This window comes from Caballeronia sp. Sq4a (assembly GCF_023170545.1).
In the GTDB taxonomy this organism is placed as follows: domain Bacteria; phylum Pseudomonadota; class Gammaproteobacteria; order Burkholderiales; family Burkholderiaceae; genus Caballeronia.
Genome location: NZ_CP084250.1, coordinates 1,585,679 through 1,603,432, shown reverse-complemented (window position 1 = coordinate 1,603,432; position 17,754 = coordinate 1,585,679). Strand labels below are relative to the sequence as shown.

The window sequence follows — 17,754 nt, the reverse complement described above, 5'->3', positions numbered from 1 at the left end:
AGACAGATGACTGAACAGAAGAAACGGCTCGCGAAGCTGACGGGCGTGAAGGGCATGAACGACATCCTCCCGCAGGATGCCGCGTTGTGGGACTTCTTCGAAACCACCGTGAAGTCGATGCTGCGCGCATACGGCTATCAGAACATTCGCACGCCGATCGTTGAGCATACGCAGCTTTTCACGCGCGGTATCGGTGAGGTGACCGATATCGTCGAGAAGGAGATGTACAGCTTCACCGACGCGCTGAACGGCGAGCATCTGACGATGCGCCCGGAAAATACGGCGGCCGTCGTGCGCGCGACCATCGAGCACAACCTGCTGTACGACGGCCCGAAGCGCCTGTGGTATATCGGCCCGATGTTCCGGCACGAGCGTCCGCAGCGCGGGCGGTATCGCCAGTTCCATCAGGTCGGCGTCGAGGCGCTCGGCTTCGCGGGTCCGGACACGGACGCGGAAATCATCATGATGTGTCAGCGCCTGTGGGACGACCTCGGGCTGACGGGCATCCGCCTCGAACTCAACTCGCTCGGCCAGGCGCACGAACGCGCGGCGCACCGCGAGAAGCTGATCGCGTATCTCGAACAGCACGTCGATGTACTCGACGAGGAAGCGAAGCGCCGTCTCTACACGAACCCGCTGCGCGTGCTCGACACGAAGAATCCGGCGATGCAGGAGATCGCGCAGAACGCGCCGAAGCTCGTCGATTTTCTCGGCGATGAGTCGCGCAAGCACTTCGAAGGCGTGCAGCGGCTGCTGAAGGCCAACAATATTCCGTTCACGATCAACCCGCGTCTCGTGCGCGGCCTCGATTACTACAACCTCACCGTCTTCGAATGGGTGACCGACAAGCTCGGCGCGCAGGGCACGGTGGCGGGCGGCGGGCGCTACGATCCGCTGATCGAGCAGCTCGGCGGCAAGCCGACCGCCGCATGCGGCTGGGCGATGGGCGTCGAGCGCATTCTCGAACTGCTGAAGGAAGAAAATCTGGTGCCGGAAGCCGAGGGCACGGACGTCTACGTCGTGCATCAGGGCGAGCGGGCGGCAGAGCAGGCGTTCATCGTGGCCGAGCGTCTGCGCGACACGGGGCTCGACGTGATTCTGCATTGCAGCCCGGACGGCGCGTCTTCCAGCTTCAAGTCGCAGATGAAGAAGGCGGACACAAGCGGTGCGGCGTTCGCGGTGGTGCTCGGCGAGGACGAACTCGCGCAGGGCATGATCGGCGTGAAGCCGCTGCGCCGCTCGGGCGACCAAACGTCCGATGCGCAAAAGAACGAGCAGGTGAACGTTCCGGCGGAAGACTTGACCGAATACCTAATCAATGCGATGGTTGCAACCGCCGCGGACGAGGATGCCTAAAGCATAGGCATCGAAGCGAAGCCGTGCGCATCCGGCGGAATCGAGTACAAGCGCGTTCCGCCATCGCGCCGCGCGAACGAAGGGCCATGAAACGCAGGAAGGAATAGCTGGACGATGAGTTACCACGACGAACAAGAATCGCTGGAAAGTGTCAAGGCCTGGTGGGCCAAATGGGGTAACACCACGACGTGGATCGTGCTCGTGGCGCTCGTCGTTGCGGCCGCTTTCAACGGCTGGAATTACTGGCAGCGCCGTCAGGCTGCCGAGGCTTCGGTGCTGTACGACCAGCTTCAGCAGGCGGTCAACGGCAGTGATCAGAAGCTCGTCGCGCGGGTCGCATCGGACATGGAAGACAAGTTCGGCCGCACCGCTTACGCCGAGATGAGCGCGCTTCTGGCTGCGAAGTCCCTGTATATGGCAGGCGATACGGCCGGCGCGAAGGCGCAGTTGCAGTGGGCCGTCGATCACGCGAAAGACGACGAGTACAAGCAGATCGCGAAGCTGCGCCTCGCGCTCGTGCTCTCCGACGAGAAAAACTACGACGCCGGCCTGAAGCTGCTCGCCGACGCGCCGCTCGATGCGTTCAAGGGCGTGATCGCGGACCGCCGGGGCGATCTGCTCGCCGCGCAAGGCAAGCGCGACGATGCGCGTGCCGCGTACCAGACGGCCCTCGGGGCGCTTCCGCCGAACGACACGTCCGCGCGGCAACTGGTCCAGTTCAAGCTCGATGCGCTCGGCGGCTGATCCGCATCGCTTCCGCCGTTCGGCGCTCCGCTAGCGCCGAAGCCGATTCGCCAATCAAGCCGCCGCGCCGCGTGTCGCCCGCAAGCGATTCGCGGCCGCGCCGGTCAACCGAATTCACATTCATGTTGCGTCCTCCGATGATCCAATTGAAACGCTTCGCTGTGCCGCTCGCCTGCGCGATGACCGTGCTTCTGTCCGCCTGTTCGTCGACCAAGGACGAGCGCCGCGTGCCGACGCCGCTCGTCGAGTTCAAGCCGGTGCTGAACGTCAGCCAGGCGTGGAAGGCCAGCGTCGGCAAGGCCGGCCGCTATCTGTTCTCGCCGGTCGCGGTGGGCGACGCCGTCTACGCCGCGGGCGAGAACGGCACCGTCGCGAAGATCGACGCGAAGACGGGCCAGGACGTCTGGCGCACGAAGCTCAAGGACGACCTTTCGGCGGGTGTCGGCAGCGATGGCAATCTGACGGCGGTCGGCGGCCTGAAGGGCGCCGTCTACGTGCTCGGACCCGACGGCAAGCAATTGTGGACGGCCACCGCGCCGGGCGAAATCATCTCGCCGCCGCTCGTCGGCAACGACCTCGTGATCGTGCGCACCATCGACGGCAAGGTGGTCGCGTTCAACGCTCAGACCGGCGAGCAGAAGTGGATCTTCCAGTTGCGCGCCGTGCCGTTGAATCTGCGCGTGGCCGCCGGCATGACGTTCGCGGGCAGTCAGGCGGTGCTCGCGGGCTTCCCGGGCGGCAACTTCGCTGCGATCAACCTGCAAACGGGCGATGCGTACTGGCAAGCGCCGGTGTCGTATCCGAAGGGCGTGACCGAAGTCGAGCGCATCAACGACGTCACGGGCGCGCCCGGTCTCGTCGGCGCGCAGACCTGCGCGGTCACGTTCCAGGGCAAGATCGGCTGCTTCGACGCCAATTCGGGCCGTGCGGTGTGGGAGAAGAACTTCTCGAGCGACAGCGGCCTCGCGCAAGACGAGCAGATCGTCGCGGCGGGCGACGATTGGTCCGTCGTGAATGCGTTCCGTGCCGCCGATGGTTCGCCAGTCTGGAAGAACGACAAGCTCAAGAACCGCCAGGTAAGCGTGCCGTTCATCCTCGGCCGCGCGGTCGTTCTCGGCGACTACAAGGGCTTCGTGCATTTCCTGAGCACGGACAACGGCGAACTCGTGGGCCGCGTGCCGACCGACGGCAGCGCGATCACCGCCGCGCCGGTGCTGGCGGGCAATACGCTCGTCGTGCAGACGCATGACGGCGATCTCTACGGCTTCCGTCCGCAGTAAGTCTCGAAACGGCGCGTCGGCTCGCCCGAGGCGAAGCGTCGTGGAAAGCCGCGCTGGCGGGTTCGTCCGCGCGGCATGCAGGAAAGAGGGCGCGTCCACCGTACGCGCCCGGCAACAATACTCAGTACGCAGGGCCTGACAGAACAAAGCGCGTCGCGCGGTGACGCGGCGCGAGAATAGCCCTCGGACAGACAGAACAACGGCGCACGGCGCCGGCGCTCGATCGCCACGCACCCTCGCGTGGCTCGGGCCGAATCCATGCTAATTTTCGACAAGCGCAGCCATTGCGCGGCGTATGCGGGACGAACCGTCCCACCGCACGTTTCGCGTTCGCCTTGCGTTCAACCGTGAACAACATCTGATGAAACCCGTGATTGCCCTCGTCGGGCGCCCCAATGTGGGGAAATCGACTCTCTTCAACCGGCTGACGCGTTCGCGCGATGCGCTCGTCGCCGACCTGCCCGGCCTGACGCGCGACCGCCATTACGGCGAAGGTCGCGTCGGCGGCGAACGGCCGTATCTCGTCGTGGATACGGGCGGTTTCGAGCCGGTGGCGAAAGACGGCATCCTCCACGAAATGGCGCGGCAGACGCGGCAGGCCGTGGAAGAAGCGGACGTCGTCGTGTTCATCGTCGATGGACGCAACGGGCTCGCGCCGCAGGACAAGTCCATCGCGGACTATTTGCGCAAGACCGGCCGGCCGCTCTTTCTCGTCGTGAACAAGGCCGAGGGCATGAAGTACACGGCGGTGGCGTCCGACTTCTACGAGCTCGGTCTCGGCGATCCGCGGGCGATCTCGGCCGCGCACGGCGACGGCGTGACGGAGATGATCAACGACGCGCTCGACATCGCTTATGCCGGTCACACGGAAGAAAGCGAGGAAGAAAAGGCGCAGCACGGCGTGAAGATCGCTATCGTCGGGAGACCGAACGTCGGCAAGTCGACGCTCGTGAACACGCTGATCGGCGAGGAGCGCGTGATCGCGTTCGACATGCCGGGCACCACGCGCGATTCGATCTACGTTGATTTCGAGCGACAAGGCCGCAAATACACCCTGATCGACACGGCCGGTCTGCGTCGACGCGGCAAGGTGTTCGAGGCGATCGAGAAGTTCTCGGTCGTGAAGACCCTGCAGTCGATCTCGGATGCGAACGTCGTGATCCTGCTGCTCGACGCGCAGCAGGACATTTCGGATCAGGACGCGCATATCGCGGGCTTCGTCGTCGAACAGGGACGCGCGCTCGTGGTAGGCGTGAACAAGTGGGACGGTCTTGACTCGCATGTGCGCGAGCGCACCAAGGCCGATCTCACGCGCAAGCTCAAGTTTTTGGACTTTGCTAAATTTCACTACGTCTCGGCGCTGGAGAAGACCGGCATCGGCGCGCTGATGAAATCGGTCGACGACGCCTACGCCGCCGCGATGGCCAAGCTGCCGACGCCGAAGCTCACGCGCGCGCTGATCGAAGCCGTGGAGTTCCAGCAGCCGCGCCGCCGCGGGCCCGTGCGGCCGAAGCTTCGCTATGCGCACCAGGGCGGTCAGAACCCGCCGATCATCGTCGTGCATGGCAACGCGCTCGATGCGGTCACGGATACCTATAAACGGTATCTGGAAGGGCGCTTTCGAGAAACTTTTGGACTGGCCGGCACTCCATTGCGCATAGAGTTCCGCTCGAGCAAGAACCCTTATGCGGACAAGGACTGAGAGCCGCTTCAGTCAAGCGTTGCGGCCCGATTGGCCGGGTGGCCGATCTCTTGCCGAAACGAAAATCGGCTATAGTGTAGCGATTGTCGGCGGATCTCTTTTTCTTCGTCCACAATACTTCTAACCTGCAAAAAAATACGGAGTTTGCTATGAGCAACAAAGGGCAATTGTTACAAGACCCGTTTTTGAACGCGCTGCGTAAAGAGCACGTGCCGGTGTCGATCTATTTGGTCAACGGCATCAAGCTTCAAGGGAACATCGAATCGTTCGACCAGTACGTTGTGTTGCTCAGAAATACGGTCACCCAGATGGTCTACAAGCACGCCATTTCCACGGTCGTGCCGGCCCGTCCGGTGAATTTCCATCCGGACGCCGAATCGTCCTAAACCTCGTCGCGGCCGGCGGCAAGATCGCAGCTAAATGCGACTCGCCGGTCGCTTCAAAAAACGAATACATCAATTTGATTAACGCCGCACTCGTCGGCATCGACTTCGGCAAGATCGATTTCGAAGCCAGTCTCGAAGAACTCAGTCTGCTCGCAGAAAGCGCGGGCGCCCATCCCGCCGTTACGCTCACTGGACGCAGGTCCAGTCCGGACGCCAAAATGTTCATCGGCAGCGGAAAGGTCGAAGAACTGCGCCTTTCCTGCGAAGCGAACGACGTCGAACTCGTCATCTTCAATCACGCCCTCGCGCCGGCGCAGCAGCGCAATCTCGAGATGGCGCTGAACCGCCGCGTGGTGGATCGCACGAGCCTCATTCTCGATATCTTCGCGCAGCGCGCCCGCAGCCACGAAGGCAAGCTGCAGGTCGAGCTCGCGCAACTGCAATATCTGTCGACGCGGCTGATTCGCGCGTGGACTCACCTCGAACGGCAGAAGGGCGGCATCGGCTTGCGCGGTCCCGGCGAAACACAGCTGGAAACCGACCGCCGTCTGATCGGCGAACGCATCAAGGCGCTCAAGACGCGTCTTGCGAAACTGCGCCGCCAGCACGGCACGCAGCGCCGGCAGCGCACGCGCAATCGCACGTTGTCGGTGTCGCTCGTCGGTTATACGAACGCGGGCAAGTCCACGCTCTTCAATGCGCTCACCAAGGCGCAGGCGTACGCGGCCAACCAGTTGTTCGCCACGCTCGACACCACTTCGCGCCGCGTGTTTCTCGGCGAGGAAGCGGGGCAAGTGGTGGTGTCCGATACGGTCGGCTTCATCCGCGAGTTGCCGCACCAGCTCGTCGCCGCATTCCGCGCGACGCTGGAGGAAACCGTTCACGCGGATCTGCTGCTGCATGTCGTGGATGCATCGAGCCCCGTGCGCCTCGATCAGATCGATCAGGTGAACGAGGTATTGCGCAGCATCGGCGCCGAATCCATTCGCCAGATTCTCGTCTTCAACAAGATCGACGCAGTGCCGGAACTGGCGGCCCGCGGCGAGGCGGTTGAAAGGGACGAGTATGGTAATATTTCGCGCGTCTTTTTGAGCGCGCGCACCGGTCAGGGACTCGACGAACTGCGCGCCGCCATCGCTGAAATCGCTGCGGCCGACGAAGGCGAACCCGAAGAAAGCCTGCCCAGCGTGCTCGCCGAAACACAAGCGCCGGCGGAAACGTCGGAAATGTCGGGAACGCCGGAAGTGTCGGATAAGCCGGAAGTATCGAATGCGCCGGAAGCCACGGACGTCACACAATCCGTGCAACCCGCGCAGTCCGGGCCGAACGAGACACACGACGCCAACGCGCAGCCGGAAGACCACCGGCCAGCCGAACAACGTGACGGCCACCAGGTTCCCGAGCACGGACACTGAACTGCTCCGCAATACCGACGCGGCATCGAACCGGCTGTCTAATGGTGAATCACCGAGTGAACGATTACAACGAGCGGACTAACAGGCAGCGCATGCGCGCCGTCTTTTCCATCAACGATCCGCGCTGGGGGCGGGGCGACGCCAATGGTGTAAAGAACGACGCGAAGCGTCCGCAAGACGGCAAGCGCGGCAACGGCAAGGAAGAAGGCCCGCCCGACCTCGATGAGATGTGGCGCGAGTTCAACCGCCGGATCGCGGGCATCTTCGGCCGCAAGCCGGGCGGCGGCATGCCGCGCGACAACGGCCGCGGCACGAAGATCGGGGTCGGCATCGTCATCGGCGTGTTGATCGCCATCTATCTCGGCAGCGGCGTGTTCGTCGTGCAGGACGGACACGTGGGCGTGGTTTCCCAGTTCGGCCAGTATCGGCAGACGGTGCCGCAGGGCATCCACTGGCGCTTGCCGTATCCGTTCCAGTCGCACGATATCGTCGATACGTCGCAGATCCGCTCGGTCGAGATCGGGCGCGGCGTCGCGCTCGCGCAGGGCAACGTGCGCGATGCATCGCTGCTCACGAACGAGGCCGACATTCTCGACGTGCGCTTCGCGGTGCAGTATCAGATCAAGTCGCCGACCGACTTCCTGTTCCGCAATCTCGATCCCGACCAGAGCGTGACCGAAGCCGCGCAAGCCGCGATCCGCGAGATCGCGGGCGCGTCGGCGACGGACGATCTGCTCTACAAGGACCGCGACACGCTGCGCGCGCGTCTGGCCGAGACCATCCAGCACTCGCTCGACGCGTATCGCACCGGCTTGCAGGTCACGGGCGTCACGGTGCAGAGCGTGCAGGTGCCGACTCAGGTGCAGGCGGCGTTCGAAGAAGCGTCGCGCGTGCGGCAGGACAACGAGCGCGCCCGCGACACCGCCGAAGCCTACGCGAATCAGCTATTGCCGCGCGCGAAGGCCGATGCCGCGAAGATGATCGACGAAGCGACCGCCTACAGCAATCGCCAAGTCACGCAGGCACAGGGCGACGCCGAGCGCTTCAAGCAGGTCTACGCCGAATACTCGAAGGCGCCCGCCGTCATTCGCCAACGCATGTACCTGGACACGATGCAGCAGATCTACTCCCGCACCACGAAGGTCTTCGTGGACAGCAAGGCCGGCAACAACGTGGTGTATCTGCCGCTCGACAAGCTCGTCGAAGCGAATCGTCAGCAGGCGAAAGACGCAGCCGCGAACCCGGCCGACGCCGCGTCGGCCAGCGCGCCCGCTACGGCTAGCGCCGAAGTGCGCGCGCAAGGCTCCGCCGCCGCTTCAGCCGCTGCGGTCCCCGCAAGCGGCGCGGCAGGCGCGAGCGCGCCGAACGCCGCGAGCGGCGCTGGCGACCCGCTGCGCTCGCGCGATGCGTTCCGCTCGCGCAGCCGTCAAGACGATCTGCAGTAAGGAGCGCTCAACATGAATCGAATCATTGCGCTCGTCGTCGCGGTCGTGGTCGTGCTCTTCATCGGCTCGTCGATGGTCTTCACCGTCGACGAACGGCATGCCGGCGTGGTGGCCGCGCACGGCGACAGCAACCCGCGTCTCGATGGCCCCGGCCTGCACTTCAAGCTGCCGCCGCCGTTTCAAACGCTGACGCTCATCGACACGCGCACCCTCACCATCGACGAGGGCGGGGCGGACCGCTTCACCACGTCGGACAAGAACGAAGTGCTCGTCAACACGGTCATCAAGTATCGCGTGGCGGACCCGCTGAAGCTCTTCGTGAGCAACGAAAAGAACACGCAGAGCGCGCAGGAACGCCTCGCCGCGCTGACCCGCACCGCGCTTGCGAGCGCGTTCGCGAATCGCTCGCTCAGCGATGCGCTCGCCAATCAGCAAGCGCTCGAAACCGAGGCGCAGAAGGCGGTGGAAGGCGCGGCATCCGGCTTTGGCGTGAAGTTGGTCGATCTGCAGATGACGCGCGTCGACTTTCCGTCGGCTGTGGCGGATTCCGTCTACAAGCGCATGATCGCCGCGCGTCAGCAAGCGGCCGCGAACGAGCGCGCGAAGGGCACCGCGGACGCCGACAAGATCAAGGCCGACGCCGAGCGCGAGCAGCAGCAGATTCTCGCCGACGCCTACAGCCAGGCGCAGTCCATCAAGGGCGAAGGAGACAGCAAGGCGGCAGCCATCGCCGCCGATGCCTATGGACGCGACCCGCAGTTTTACCAGTTCTATCAGAGCCTCGAAGCGTACAAGAAGACGTTCAAGCCGGGCGACGTGATCGTGGTCGACCCGAGCAGCGACTTTTTTCGTTTCATGAAGAGCCCGAACGGCGGCGTCGACACGTCCGCCTCCGCCGCGCCGAAGCGCTGACCGCACCCGCGCCGCGCGGCTCTCTCGTCGCGCGGCGCTCATCCTCCGTAGACAATGGTCGAGACGATACTGCTCGCTCTTGCGTTGATGTTGATTATCGAAGGCATGTTCCCCTTCGTCTTTCCGACGGCCTGGCGCGATACGTTCCGCCGCATCGCCGAGCGCCCGCCGCATCACATCCGCATCGGCGGGTTGATCGCGATGGTGCTGGGCTTGATTCTGCTCGTTATCGCGACCTAGCCGCGAAGCCGCGTCTTTTCGCCTATCTTTGTCCTTATCCTTCCATGCGCGCCGCGCTTTGACGCGTCGCGCCCCGCAGGAAACGTATCGATGTCCACCTGGCTTCTTCCCGAGAATATTGCCGACGTGTTGCCGTCGGAAGCGCGCAAGATCGAAGAAATGCGCCGGCGCCTCCTCGACCGCTTCCGTTCGTACGGCTACGAGCTGGTCATGCCGCCGATGCTCGAATACCTCGAATCGCTGCTGACGAGCGGCGGCAGCGACCTCAATCTGCGCACGTTCAAGCTCGTCGATCAGCTTTCCGGGCGCACGCTCGGCCTGCGCGCGGATATTACGCCGCAAGTCTCGCGCATCGATGCGCACTTGCTGAACCGGCAGGGCGTGACGCGCCTGTGCTATGCCGGCGTCGTGCTGCACACGCGTCCGCGCGGCCTGCACGCCACGCGCGAGCAGATTCAGATCGGCGCGGAAATCTTCGGCCACGCCGGCCTCGAAGCCGACCTCGAAATTCAGCAGCTGATGCTCGACTCGCTGCATCTCGCCGGTCTGACGAAAGTGCGGCTCGATCTGTGTCACGCGGGCGTGCTGGCGGCGTTGCTGGAACTGGAGCCGGCGGCGGCATCGCTCGGCGAGGCGCTCTACGACGCGCTCGCGAGCAAAGACGTGCCGCGCCTGAACGAACTGACGGCGCATCTCGGTCAAGTGCCGCGCGAGGCATTGCGCGCGTTGCCCTCGCTTTACGGCGACGCCTCCGTGCTCGAGACGGCGCGCGCGCGTCTGCCGAATCTGCCGGTGATCGCCCGCGCGCTCGACGATCTCGCGTTCCTCGCGTCTCAGGCGGATGGCGCGGAACTGATGATCGACCTCGCCGATTTGCGCGGCTACGCGTACCACAGCGGCGTGATGTTCTCGGCGTACGTCGATGGCGTGCCGAACGCGGTGGCGCGCGGCGGCCGTTACGACGACGTGGGCCTCGCCTACGGCCGGGCGCGCCCCGCGACGGGCTTCTCGCTCGATCTGCGCGAAGTGGCGCGCATTTCGCCCGTCGATGCGCGCGGCAGCGCGATCCTCGCGCCGTGGAAGCACGACGAACCGCTGCGCGCGGCGGTCGCGGCATTGCGCGATGCCGGAGAAGTCGTGATTCAGGCGCTGCCGGGCCACGATCACGACCTCGACGAGTTCGCGTTCGACCGCGTGCTGATCGAACGCGACGGCCGCTGGGAAGTGGAAGAGCGCGTGACGCCGGCGCGCGCAGGCGTCTGATCGGCAAGGACTTTTGCGAAGACGCGCGTGCGCGCGCCGACGTGACGGAATCGCGAAACGCATCCCGAAAAATTCGGAACGCGCCGCGAACATAGGTAAAATACGTTTTTAACCAGCTAACGAATCAACATGTCTGCCAGTGCAGTGAATGTGAACCCAGGGCGCAATGTCGTCGTGGTGGGCACCCAATGGGGTGATGAGGGCAAGGGCAAGATCGTCGACTGGCTGACGGACCACGCCCAGGGCGTCGTGCGCTTCCAGGGCGGTCACAACGCCGGACACACGCTCATCATCGGCGGCAAGAAAACCATTTTGCGCCTCATCCCGTCGGGCATCATGCGCGCGGGCACGGCCTGTTACATAGGCAATGGCGTCGTGTTGTCGCCCGAGGCGCTCTTCAAGGAAATCGACGAACTGGAAGGCGCGGGCATCGACGTCTCGAAGCGTCTGTTCATTTCCGAAGCCGCCACGCTGGTTCTGCCGTACCACGTCGCCATCGACCAGGCGCGCGAAGCCAAGCGCGGCGCCGGCAAGATCGGCACGACGGGGCGCGGCATCGGCCCGGCGTACGAAGACAAGGTCGCGCGTCGCGGCCTGCGCGTGCAGGATCTCTTCGACCGCGCCGTGTTCGAGGAGCGTCTCTCCGAAGCGCTCGACTTCCATAACTTCGTGCTGACGCAATACCTCGGCGCGAAGGCCGTCGACTTCCAGCAAACGCTCGATACGATGCTCGGTTTCGCCGACCGTCTCGGGCCCATGGTCACCGACGTTTCGCGCCGTCTCTACGACGAAAACCACGCTGGCCGCAATCTGCTGTTCGAAGGCGCGCAAGGCACGCTGCTCGATATCGACCACGGCACGTATCCGTTCGTCACGTCGAGCAACTGCGTCGCCGGTGCGGCGACGGCCGGCGCGGGCGTCGGCCCGCAGAAGCTGAATTACATTCTCGGCATCACGAAGGCGTACTGCACGCGCGTCGGTTCGGGCCCGTTCCCGAGCGAACTGTACGACGCGGACAACGCGCAGCGTCAGGATCAAGTGGGTCTGAACCTCGCCACGGTCGGCAAGGAATTCGGCTCGGTCACGGGCCGCCCGCGCCGTACCGGCTGGCTGGATGCCGCCGCGCTGCGCCGTTCCATTCAGATCAACGGCATCTCGGGCCTGTGCATGACCAAGCTCGACGTGCTCGACGGCCTCGAAGAAGTGAAGCTGTGCGTCGGCTATACGCTCGACGGCAAGCCGGTCGACATTCTTCCGCGCGGCGCATCGGAAGTGGCGCGCTGCGAGCCGGTCTACGAGACCTTCGGCGGCTGGAAGGAAAGCACCATCGGCATCACGCAGTGGGACAGCCTGCCCGAAAACGCGCGCGCTTATCTCACGCGCGTGCAGGAAGTGGCCGGCGTGCCGATCGACATGGTTTCGACCGGTCCGGACCGCGACGAAACCATTCTGCTTCGTCATCCGTTCAAGGTCTGAGCGCGCGTTAGCCTCGACCTGAACCGGACGCTGTAAAGAATGTGGCCGCTTCATGCGGCCACATTTCGTATATAACCGCAGTATGCAATCGAAAGAGCCTCACCATGATCGCGATGACCGACCCGCGTAACGACGACAAGAATCTTTGGGTCAACTGGGACGAATATCACCGGTTGATCGAACTGCTCGCGCTGAACGTGCACGACTCCGGATGGAAGTTCGACAAGATCCTGTGTCTCGCGCGCGGCGGTCTGCGCGTGGGCGACCAGCTGTCGCGCATCTACGACCTGCCGCTCGCCATTCTCGCGACGAGCTCGTATCGCGAAGCCGCGGGCACGCAGCAGGGCGATCTCGACATCGCGCAGTACATCACCATGACGCGCGGCGAGTTGTCGGGCAACGTGCTGCTGGTGGACGATCTCGTCGATTCGGGCGTGACGCTCGCGCGCGTGCAGGAGCATCTGAAGGAGCGTTATCCCGCGATCACGGCCGTGCGTTCCGCGGTGCTGTGGTACAAGGCGTGCTCGAAGGTGAAGCCGGACTACCACGTTCAGTTTCTCGAAACGAATCCGTGGATTCATCAGCCGTTCGAGGAATGGGACACCGTGCGTCCGCACAACCTCGGCGCGTGGATCAAGCGAGGCATGCAAAACGGCCGCGCGTAAGCGAACCACCGCTTTGTTTCGACAAGAGGCGCCGTTGCGCCCGGGCTTGCGCCCGGCGCAACGGCGTTTTGCATTTCGGGCTGCTTTCACCGCGAACCGCGCATCAAGCGAGCGGAAGGATGCGCGTAAGCATGCACGACCTGCCGACGTGTTTGGGGCGCGATGCTAAACTTCCAGTCGCGCCTGTCGTGGCAAGTGAGCAACATGCGAGAGGCCGTTTTTGCGCGCGGCGTTAGATAGAATGGCGTTCGGTTTTTTACCGCTCTGGACGGACATTTCGTTTTTATGACTACCCTGACTCACGCGCAAGAGCGCAAACAGCCTTTGCCTTCGCTTGCGCTCGCGGCCATCGGCGTCGTCTTCGGCGACATCGGCACGAGTCCTCTCTATGCGCTGAAGGAAGCCTTCAGTCCCTCGCACGGCATCGGTCTTTCCGAAGCCTCGATTCTCGGCGTCATCTCACTGCTCTTCTGGGCCATCGTGATGGTGGTCGCGATCAAATACGTGCTGTTCGTCATGCGCGCCGACAACAACGGCGAAGGCGGCGTGTTCGCGATGATGACCCTCGCGCTGCGCAGCGTGAAAGATCCCGGCCGACTCTCCGGCGTGCTGATGATGCTCGGCATCTTCGGCGCGTGCATGTTCTATGGCGATGCAGTCATCACGCCGGCCATGTCCGTCATCTCGGCGGTGGAAGGTCTGGAAATCGCCGCGCCCAAACTGTCGCCGTACGTGATTCCGATCACGATGATCATCCTCATCATGCTCTTCTGGATTCAGCGGCACGGCACGGCGGTCGTCGGCAAGCTGTTCGGGCCGATCATGCTGCTGTGGTTCCTGACGCTCGCGGTGCTGGGCGCGTATCACATCGCGCTGGCGCCGGGCGTGCTGATCGCGCTGAATCCGTACTATGCGTTCTCGTTCATGGCCGACCATGTGCTGCAAGCCTACATCGTGCTCGGCTCGGTGGTGCTGGTGCTGACGGGCGCCGAGGCGCTCTACGCGGACATGGGGCACTTCGGCGCGAAGCCTATCCGCTTCGGCTGGTACGGCATCGTGATGCCGTCGCTCTTGCTGAACTACTTCGGTCAGGGCGCGTTGCTGATGCATTCGCCGAAGGCCATCGAGAGTCCGTTCTTCCTGCTCGCGCCGGAATGGGCGCTGCTGCCGCTCGTCATTCTCTCGACCATCGCTACCGTCATCGCGTCGCAAGCCGTCATCTCGGGCGCGTACTCGCTCACCAGCCAGGCCATCCAGCTCGGCTACGTGCCGCGCATGAAGATCCTGCATACGTCGGAACTGGCCATCGGGCAGATCTATATTCCGCTCGTCAACTGGATGCTGCTGTTCATCATTCTGTGCATCGTCGTCGGCTTCAAGAGTTCGGAGAATCTGGCGGCGGCCTATGGTCTCGCCGTGACCGCGACGATGCTCGTGACCACCATCCTCGTGTCGGTCGTCATGACGAACCTGTGGGGCTGGAACCGCTTTCTCGTCGGCGGGATGATCGCCGTGTTCCTCGTGATCGACATCGGCTTCTTCGGCGCGAGCCTGTTGAAGATCGAGCAGGGCGGCTGGCTGCCGTTGTGCATCGGCGGGGCGCTCTTCTTCCTCTTGATGACGTGGTACAAGGGCCGCATGATCGTGAAGGACCGCACGGCGGCCGACGGTATTCCGCTGATGCCATTCCTTCAAGGGCTGCTCGCGCATCCGCCGCATCGCGTGTCGGGCACGGCCATCTATCTGACGGGCAGCGATTCGCTCGTTCCGGTGAGCCTTCTGCATAATCTGAAGCACAATAAGGTGCTGCACGAGCGCACGATTTTCCTGAACTTCCTCACGCGCGATATTCCGTACGTGGACGACTCGCATCGCCTGGACGTGAAGGACATCGGCGGCGGGCTGTTTCTGGTGAAAGCAGCGTACGGCTTCAACGAAACGCCGGACGTGAAGGCCGTGCTCGAGCAGATCACGCGCACGCACGCGATGACCTTCGAGCTGATGGACACCTCGTTCTTCATGGCGCGCGAAACAGTCGTGCCGACGGAGCTTCCGGGCATGTCGGTATGGCGCGAGCGTGTCTTCGCGTGGATGCATCAGAACGCCGCGAAGCCCACCGATTTCTTCAGCATTCCGGCGAACCGCGTCGTCGAACTCGGGACCAAGATCGAGATCTGACCGCGCTCTCGGTCACGGAGCACAAACAAAAAACCCACGCCGCGAAGCGTGGGTTTTTTCGTTGGAGCTTGCCGAATCAGCGTTTGAGTTTCGCGAACGCCGCGGCCATCGCGCCTGCCGGTTCCGGCTCGCGGCGCGGGTTCGGACGCGCGTCGCGCCCGCCGCCGCCCGCGCGCCGATCCTGACCGCCGCGCGCCGGCGCGCCCGCGTTGGCTGCGGATGCGGGAGCGAAGTCGTCGTCGAGGCGCATGGTCAGCGAGATCCGCTGGCGCTTGACGTCGGTTTCGAGCACTTTGACCTTCACGACCTGACCGGCCTTCACGACTTCGTGCGGGTCCTTGATGAACTTCGTCGACATGGCCGACACGTGGACGAGTCCGTCCTGATGCACGCCGATATCGACGAACGCGCCGAACGCCGCGACGTTCGTCACCACACCTTCCAACACCATGCCCGGCGCGAGGTCCGAAATCTTCTCGATGCCTTCGCGGAACGTCGCGGTTTTGAACTCGGGGCGCGGATCGCGGCCCGGCTTTTCGAGTTCCGCGAGAATGTCGCGCACGGTCGGCAGACCGAAACGATCGTCGACGAACTCGGCCGGCGAAAGGCCCGCGAGCGCCTCGCGCTTGCCGAGCACATCGCCGACGTGCTTGTTGATCTTCGCGAGAATGCGCTCAACCACCGGATATGCTTCCGGGTGCACCGACGAGCGGTCGAGCGGATTCTCGCCGTTGTTGATGCGCAGAAAGCCCGCCGCCTGCTCGAAGGTTTTGTCGCCGAGACGCGGCACGCGGCGCAGATGCTCGCGCGACGGGAACGGCCCGTTGGCGTCGCGGTATTCGACGATATTGCGCGCGAGCGTCGCATTGAGACCCGACACGCGGGCGAGCAGGGCGACGGAAGCCGTGTTGGCATCGACGCCGACGGCGTTCACGCAGTCTTCCACCACGGCGTCGAGCGAACGCGCGAGTTCGCGCTGATTCACATCATGCTGATACTGACCGACGCCGATGGCTTTCGGCTCGATCTTGACCAGTTCCGCGAGCGGGTCTTGCAGACGCCGCGCGATCGACACCGCGCCGCGCAGCGACACGTCCAGTTCCGGAAACTCCTTCGCCGCGAGTTCGGACGCCGAATACACCGACGCGCCCGCTTCCGACACCACGATCTTTTGCAGCTTCAGATCCGGATGCTTCGCGATGAGTTCGCTCGCGAGCTTGTCGGTTTCGCGCGATGCGGTGCCGTTACCGATCGAAATGAGTTCGGCCTTCGTCTCGCGTGCGATTCGCGCGAGCTTCGCAAGCGAGCCGTCCCAGTCGCGGCGCGGCTCGTGCGGGTAGATCGTATCGGTGGCGAGCAGCTTGCCGGTGCGATCGACGACCGCCACCTTCACGCCGGTGCGCAGACCCGGATCGAGACCGATCACGGCCTTCGGACCTGCGGGCGCGGCGAGCAGCAGGTCTTTCAGATTGCGCGCGAACACGCGAATCGCTTCGTGTTCGGCTTCTTCGCGCAGTTGCGTGAGCAGTTCGTTCTCGATATGCGGCTGCACCTTCACGCGCCAGCACCAGCGGCAGACATCGGAGAGCCACTTGTCGGCCGGGCGGTTGCGGTTCGAGATGCCGACGTGGTGCGCGATCATCGCTTCGCATGGATGCGGCACTTGGCCATCGAGTTCTTCGCCGAGACCGAGCTTCACCGACAGCACGCCGGCATTGCGCCCGCGGAAGAGCGCGAGCGCGCGATGCGACGGCACCGTGCGCACGGTCTCGCTGTAGTCGTAGTAATCGCGGAATTTCTCGCCTTCTTCGCCTTCCTTGCCGTCCACCACGCTCGATATCACGAGCCCCTGATTGAACAGATAGTCGCGCAGCTTGCCGAGAATCTCGGCGGTCTCGCCGAACTGCTCCGAGAGAATGTCGCGTGCGCCGTCGAGCGCGGCTTTCGTGTCCGCGACGCCTTTCTCCGCATCGACGAACTTCGCGGCTTCGGTGTGCGGATCGAGCGTCGGATCGGCGAGGAGCGCCTGCGCGAGCGGCTCGAGCCCGGCTTCGCGCGCGATCTGCGCGCGCGTGCGGCGCTTTGGCTTGTACGGCAGATAGAGGTCTTCGAGCACCTGCTTGCTGTCGGCGCCTTCAATCGCGCCGCGCAGTTCGTCGGTCAGCTTGCCTTGCTCGTCGATGCTTTGCAGGATCGCCGCGCGCCGGTCTTCGAGTTCGCGCAGATAGAGAAGGCGCTCTTCGAGCGTGCGCAGTTGCGTGTCGTCGAGATTGCCGGTGACTTCCTTGCGATACCGGGCGATGAACGGGACAGTGGAGCCTTCGTCGAGAAGCTGCACGGCGGCGGCGACCTGGCGCGGCTGCACGGTGAGCTCGGTGGCAATGCGCTGTACGATCTTGAGTGCTACGGTTTCCGTCATGATTGCGCTGTCTGCTGGCTCGTCGGAAAGCGGCGCGGGCGTCCTGCATCGCCGCGTCCGGGCGGGCGGCGCTCGAGGCCTCGCGGCGCGCCGCGACGAGCGATGGGCCGGGTTTCTGAGCGGGGCATTTTGCCATAAATGCCGAAGCGCTCCGGCGCGCGGTGATAGAATTTCGGGACCGCGCACGCCCCTTTTTCACCTTCGCGCACCTGATTCCTTATCACGTTGCCGTTCATCAACTTGCTCAATTTTCGCCTTACGAAGCTCGCGCCG

At 64.1% G+C, this 17,754-nt stretch carries 14 protein-coding genes and 1 pseudogene; 13 read left to right on the top strand and 2 right to left on the bottom strand.

The genetic code is table 11. From position 1 onward, the window contains the following. The first annotated feature begins 6 nt into the window (after positions 1-6). From hisS to LDZ24_RS07525, 13 genes and pseudogenes are all read left to right on the top strand, one after another. Entirely contained in the window at positions 7-1,356 is a 1,350-nt protein-coding gene (hisS, locus tag LDZ24_RS07585) for a histidine--tRNA ligase (protein ID WP_248319944.1), read from the top strand. Between the two features lie 114 nt (positions 1,357-1,470). Then, positions 1,471-2,100 carry a tetratricopeptide repeat protein gene (locus tag LDZ24_RS07580; RefSeq protein WP_248319943.1) on the top strand — a complete coding sequence of 210 codons (630 nt, stop codon included), beginning with the start codon at positions 1,471-1,473 and terminating at the stop codon, positions 2,098-2,100. A gap of 137 nt (positions 2,101-2,237) precedes the next feature. Further along, complete coding sequence (bamB, locus tag LDZ24_RS07575; RefSeq protein WP_248322301.1) at positions 2,238-3,380, top strand: outer membrane protein assembly factor BamB; 1,143 nt, start codon at positions 2,238-2,240, stop codon at positions 3,378-3,380. Between the two features lie 361 nt (positions 3,381-3,741). After that, the gene (der, locus tag LDZ24_RS07570; protein WP_206466504.1) at positions 3,742-5,082 is read left to right on the top strand and encodes a ribosome biogenesis GTPase Der; all 1,341 of its coding nucleotides are present in this window, start codon (positions 3,742-3,744) and stop codon (positions 5,080-5,082) included. A 149-nt stretch (positions 5,083-5,231) separates the two neighbouring features. Further along, a complete protein-coding gene (gene hfq, locus LDZ24_RS07565; RefSeq protein WP_006999489.1) occupies positions 5,232-5,468 on the top strand; it encodes an RNA chaperone Hfq in 237 nt (78 codons plus the stop codon). Positions 5,469-5,542: 74 nt separating this feature from the next. Then, positions 5,543-6,623 (top strand): annotated as a pseudogene (gene hflX, locus LDZ24_RS07560) (GTPase HflX); the annotation flags it as partial. Positions 6,624-6,939: 316 nt separating this feature from the next. Continuing rightward, the gene (gene hflK / locus LDZ24_RS07555) at positions 6,940-8,328 is read left to right on the top strand and encodes an FtsH protease activity modulator HflK (protein WP_248319941.1); all 1,389 of its coding nucleotides are present in this window, start codon (positions 6,940-6,942) and stop codon (positions 8,326-8,328) included. Between the two features lie 12 nt (positions 8,329-8,340). Further along, positions 8,341-9,240, top strand: coding sequence for a protease modulator HflC (hflC, locus tag LDZ24_RS07550; protein WP_248319940.1), 900 nt, complete (start codon positions 8,341-8,343; stop codon positions 9,238-9,240). Positions 9,241-9,294: 54 nt separating this feature from the next. Beyond that, entirely contained in the window at positions 9,295-9,480 is a 186-nt protein-coding gene (locus tag LDZ24_RS07545) for a DUF2065 domain-containing protein (protein WP_175940433.1), read from the top strand. A gap of 90 nt (positions 9,481-9,570) precedes the next feature. Continuing rightward, complete coding sequence (locus LDZ24_RS07540) at positions 9,571-10,743, top strand: ATP phosphoribosyltransferase regulatory subunit (RefSeq protein ID WP_248319939.1); 1,173 nt, start codon at positions 9,571-9,573, stop codon at positions 10,741-10,743. A gap of 129 nt (positions 10,744-10,872) precedes the next feature. After that, positions 10,873-12,219, top strand: coding sequence for an adenylosuccinate synthase (locus LDZ24_RS07535; RefSeq protein ID WP_248319938.1), 1,347 nt, complete (start codon positions 10,873-10,875; stop codon positions 12,217-12,219). Between the two features lie 104 nt (positions 12,220-12,323). Next, positions 12,324-12,884, top strand: coding sequence for a phosphoribosyltransferase (locus LDZ24_RS07530; protein WP_244846467.1), 561 nt, complete (start codon positions 12,324-12,326; stop codon positions 12,882-12,884). A gap of 285 nt (positions 12,885-13,169) precedes the next feature. Further along, positions 13,170-15,062: a potassium transporter Kup gene (locus LDZ24_RS07525; RefSeq protein ID WP_248319937.1), complete on the top strand. Its 1,893-nt coding sequence runs from the start codon at positions 13,170-13,172 to the stop codon at positions 15,060-15,062. Between the two features lie 76 nt (positions 15,063-15,138). Here LDZ24_RS07525 and LDZ24_RS07520 read toward each other — a convergent pair whose 3' ends face one another. Further along, entirely contained in the window at positions 15,139-17,481 is a 2,343-nt protein-coding gene (locus tag LDZ24_RS07520) for a Tex family protein (protein WP_248319936.1), read from the bottom strand. After that, on the bottom strand, positions 17,478-17,729 hold the full coding sequence (locus tag LDZ24_RS07515) for a hypothetical protein (protein ID WP_175940427.1): 252 nt from the start codon (positions 17,727-17,729) through the stop codon (positions 17,478-17,480). The genes LDZ24_RS07520 and LDZ24_RS07515 overlap by 4 nt, the downstream gene beginning before the upstream one ends. Positions 17,730-17,754: the final 25 nt, after the last annotated feature.

Bases quoted from the DNA above. Each gene is read 5' to 3' on its own strand.
- hisS (WP_248319944.1), top strand. From the start codon at position 7: ATGACTGAACAGAAGAAACGGCTCGCGAAGCTGACGGGCGTGAAGGGC.
- LDZ24_RS07525 (WP_248319937.1), top strand. From the start codon at position 13,170: ATGACTACCCTGACTCACGCGCAAGAGCGCAAACAGCCTTTGCCTTCG.
- hflC (WP_248319940.1), top strand. From the start codon at position 8,341: ATGAATCGAATCATTGCGCTCGTCGTCGCGGTCGTGGTCGTGCTCTTC.
- LDZ24_RS07545 (WP_175940433.1), top strand. From the start codon at position 9,295: ATGGTCGAGACGATACTGCTCGCTCTTGCGTTGATGTTGATTATCGAA.
- LDZ24_RS07580 (WP_248319943.1), top strand. From the start codon at position 1,471: ATGAGTTACCACGACGAACAAGAATCGCTGGAAAGTGTCAAGGCCTGG.
- LDZ24_RS07530 (WP_244846467.1), top strand. From the start codon at position 12,324: ATGATCGCGATGACCGACCCGCGTAACGACGACAAGAATCTTTGGGTC.
- der (WP_206466504.1), top strand. From the start codon at position 3,742: ATGAAACCCGTGATTGCCCTCGTCGGGCGCCCCAATGTGGGGAAATCG.
- LDZ24_RS07540 (WP_248319939.1), top strand. From the start codon at position 9,571: ATGTCCACCTGGCTTCTTCCCGAGAATATTGCCGACGTGTTGCCGTCG.
- LDZ24_RS07520 (WP_248319936.1), bottom strand. From the start codon at position 17,481: ATGACGGAAACCGTAGCACTCAAGATCGTACAGCGCATTGCCACCGAG.
- hfq (WP_006999489.1), top strand. From the start codon at position 5,232: ATGAGCAACAAAGGGCAATTGTTACAAGACCCGTTTTTGAACGCGCTG.
- bamB (WP_248322301.1), top strand. From the start codon at position 2,238: ATGATCCAATTGAAACGCTTCGCTGTGCCGCTCGCCTGCGCGATGACC.
- LDZ24_RS07535 (WP_248319938.1), top strand. From the start codon at position 10,873: ATGTCTGCCAGTGCAGTGAATGTGAACCCAGGGCGCAATGTCGTCGTG.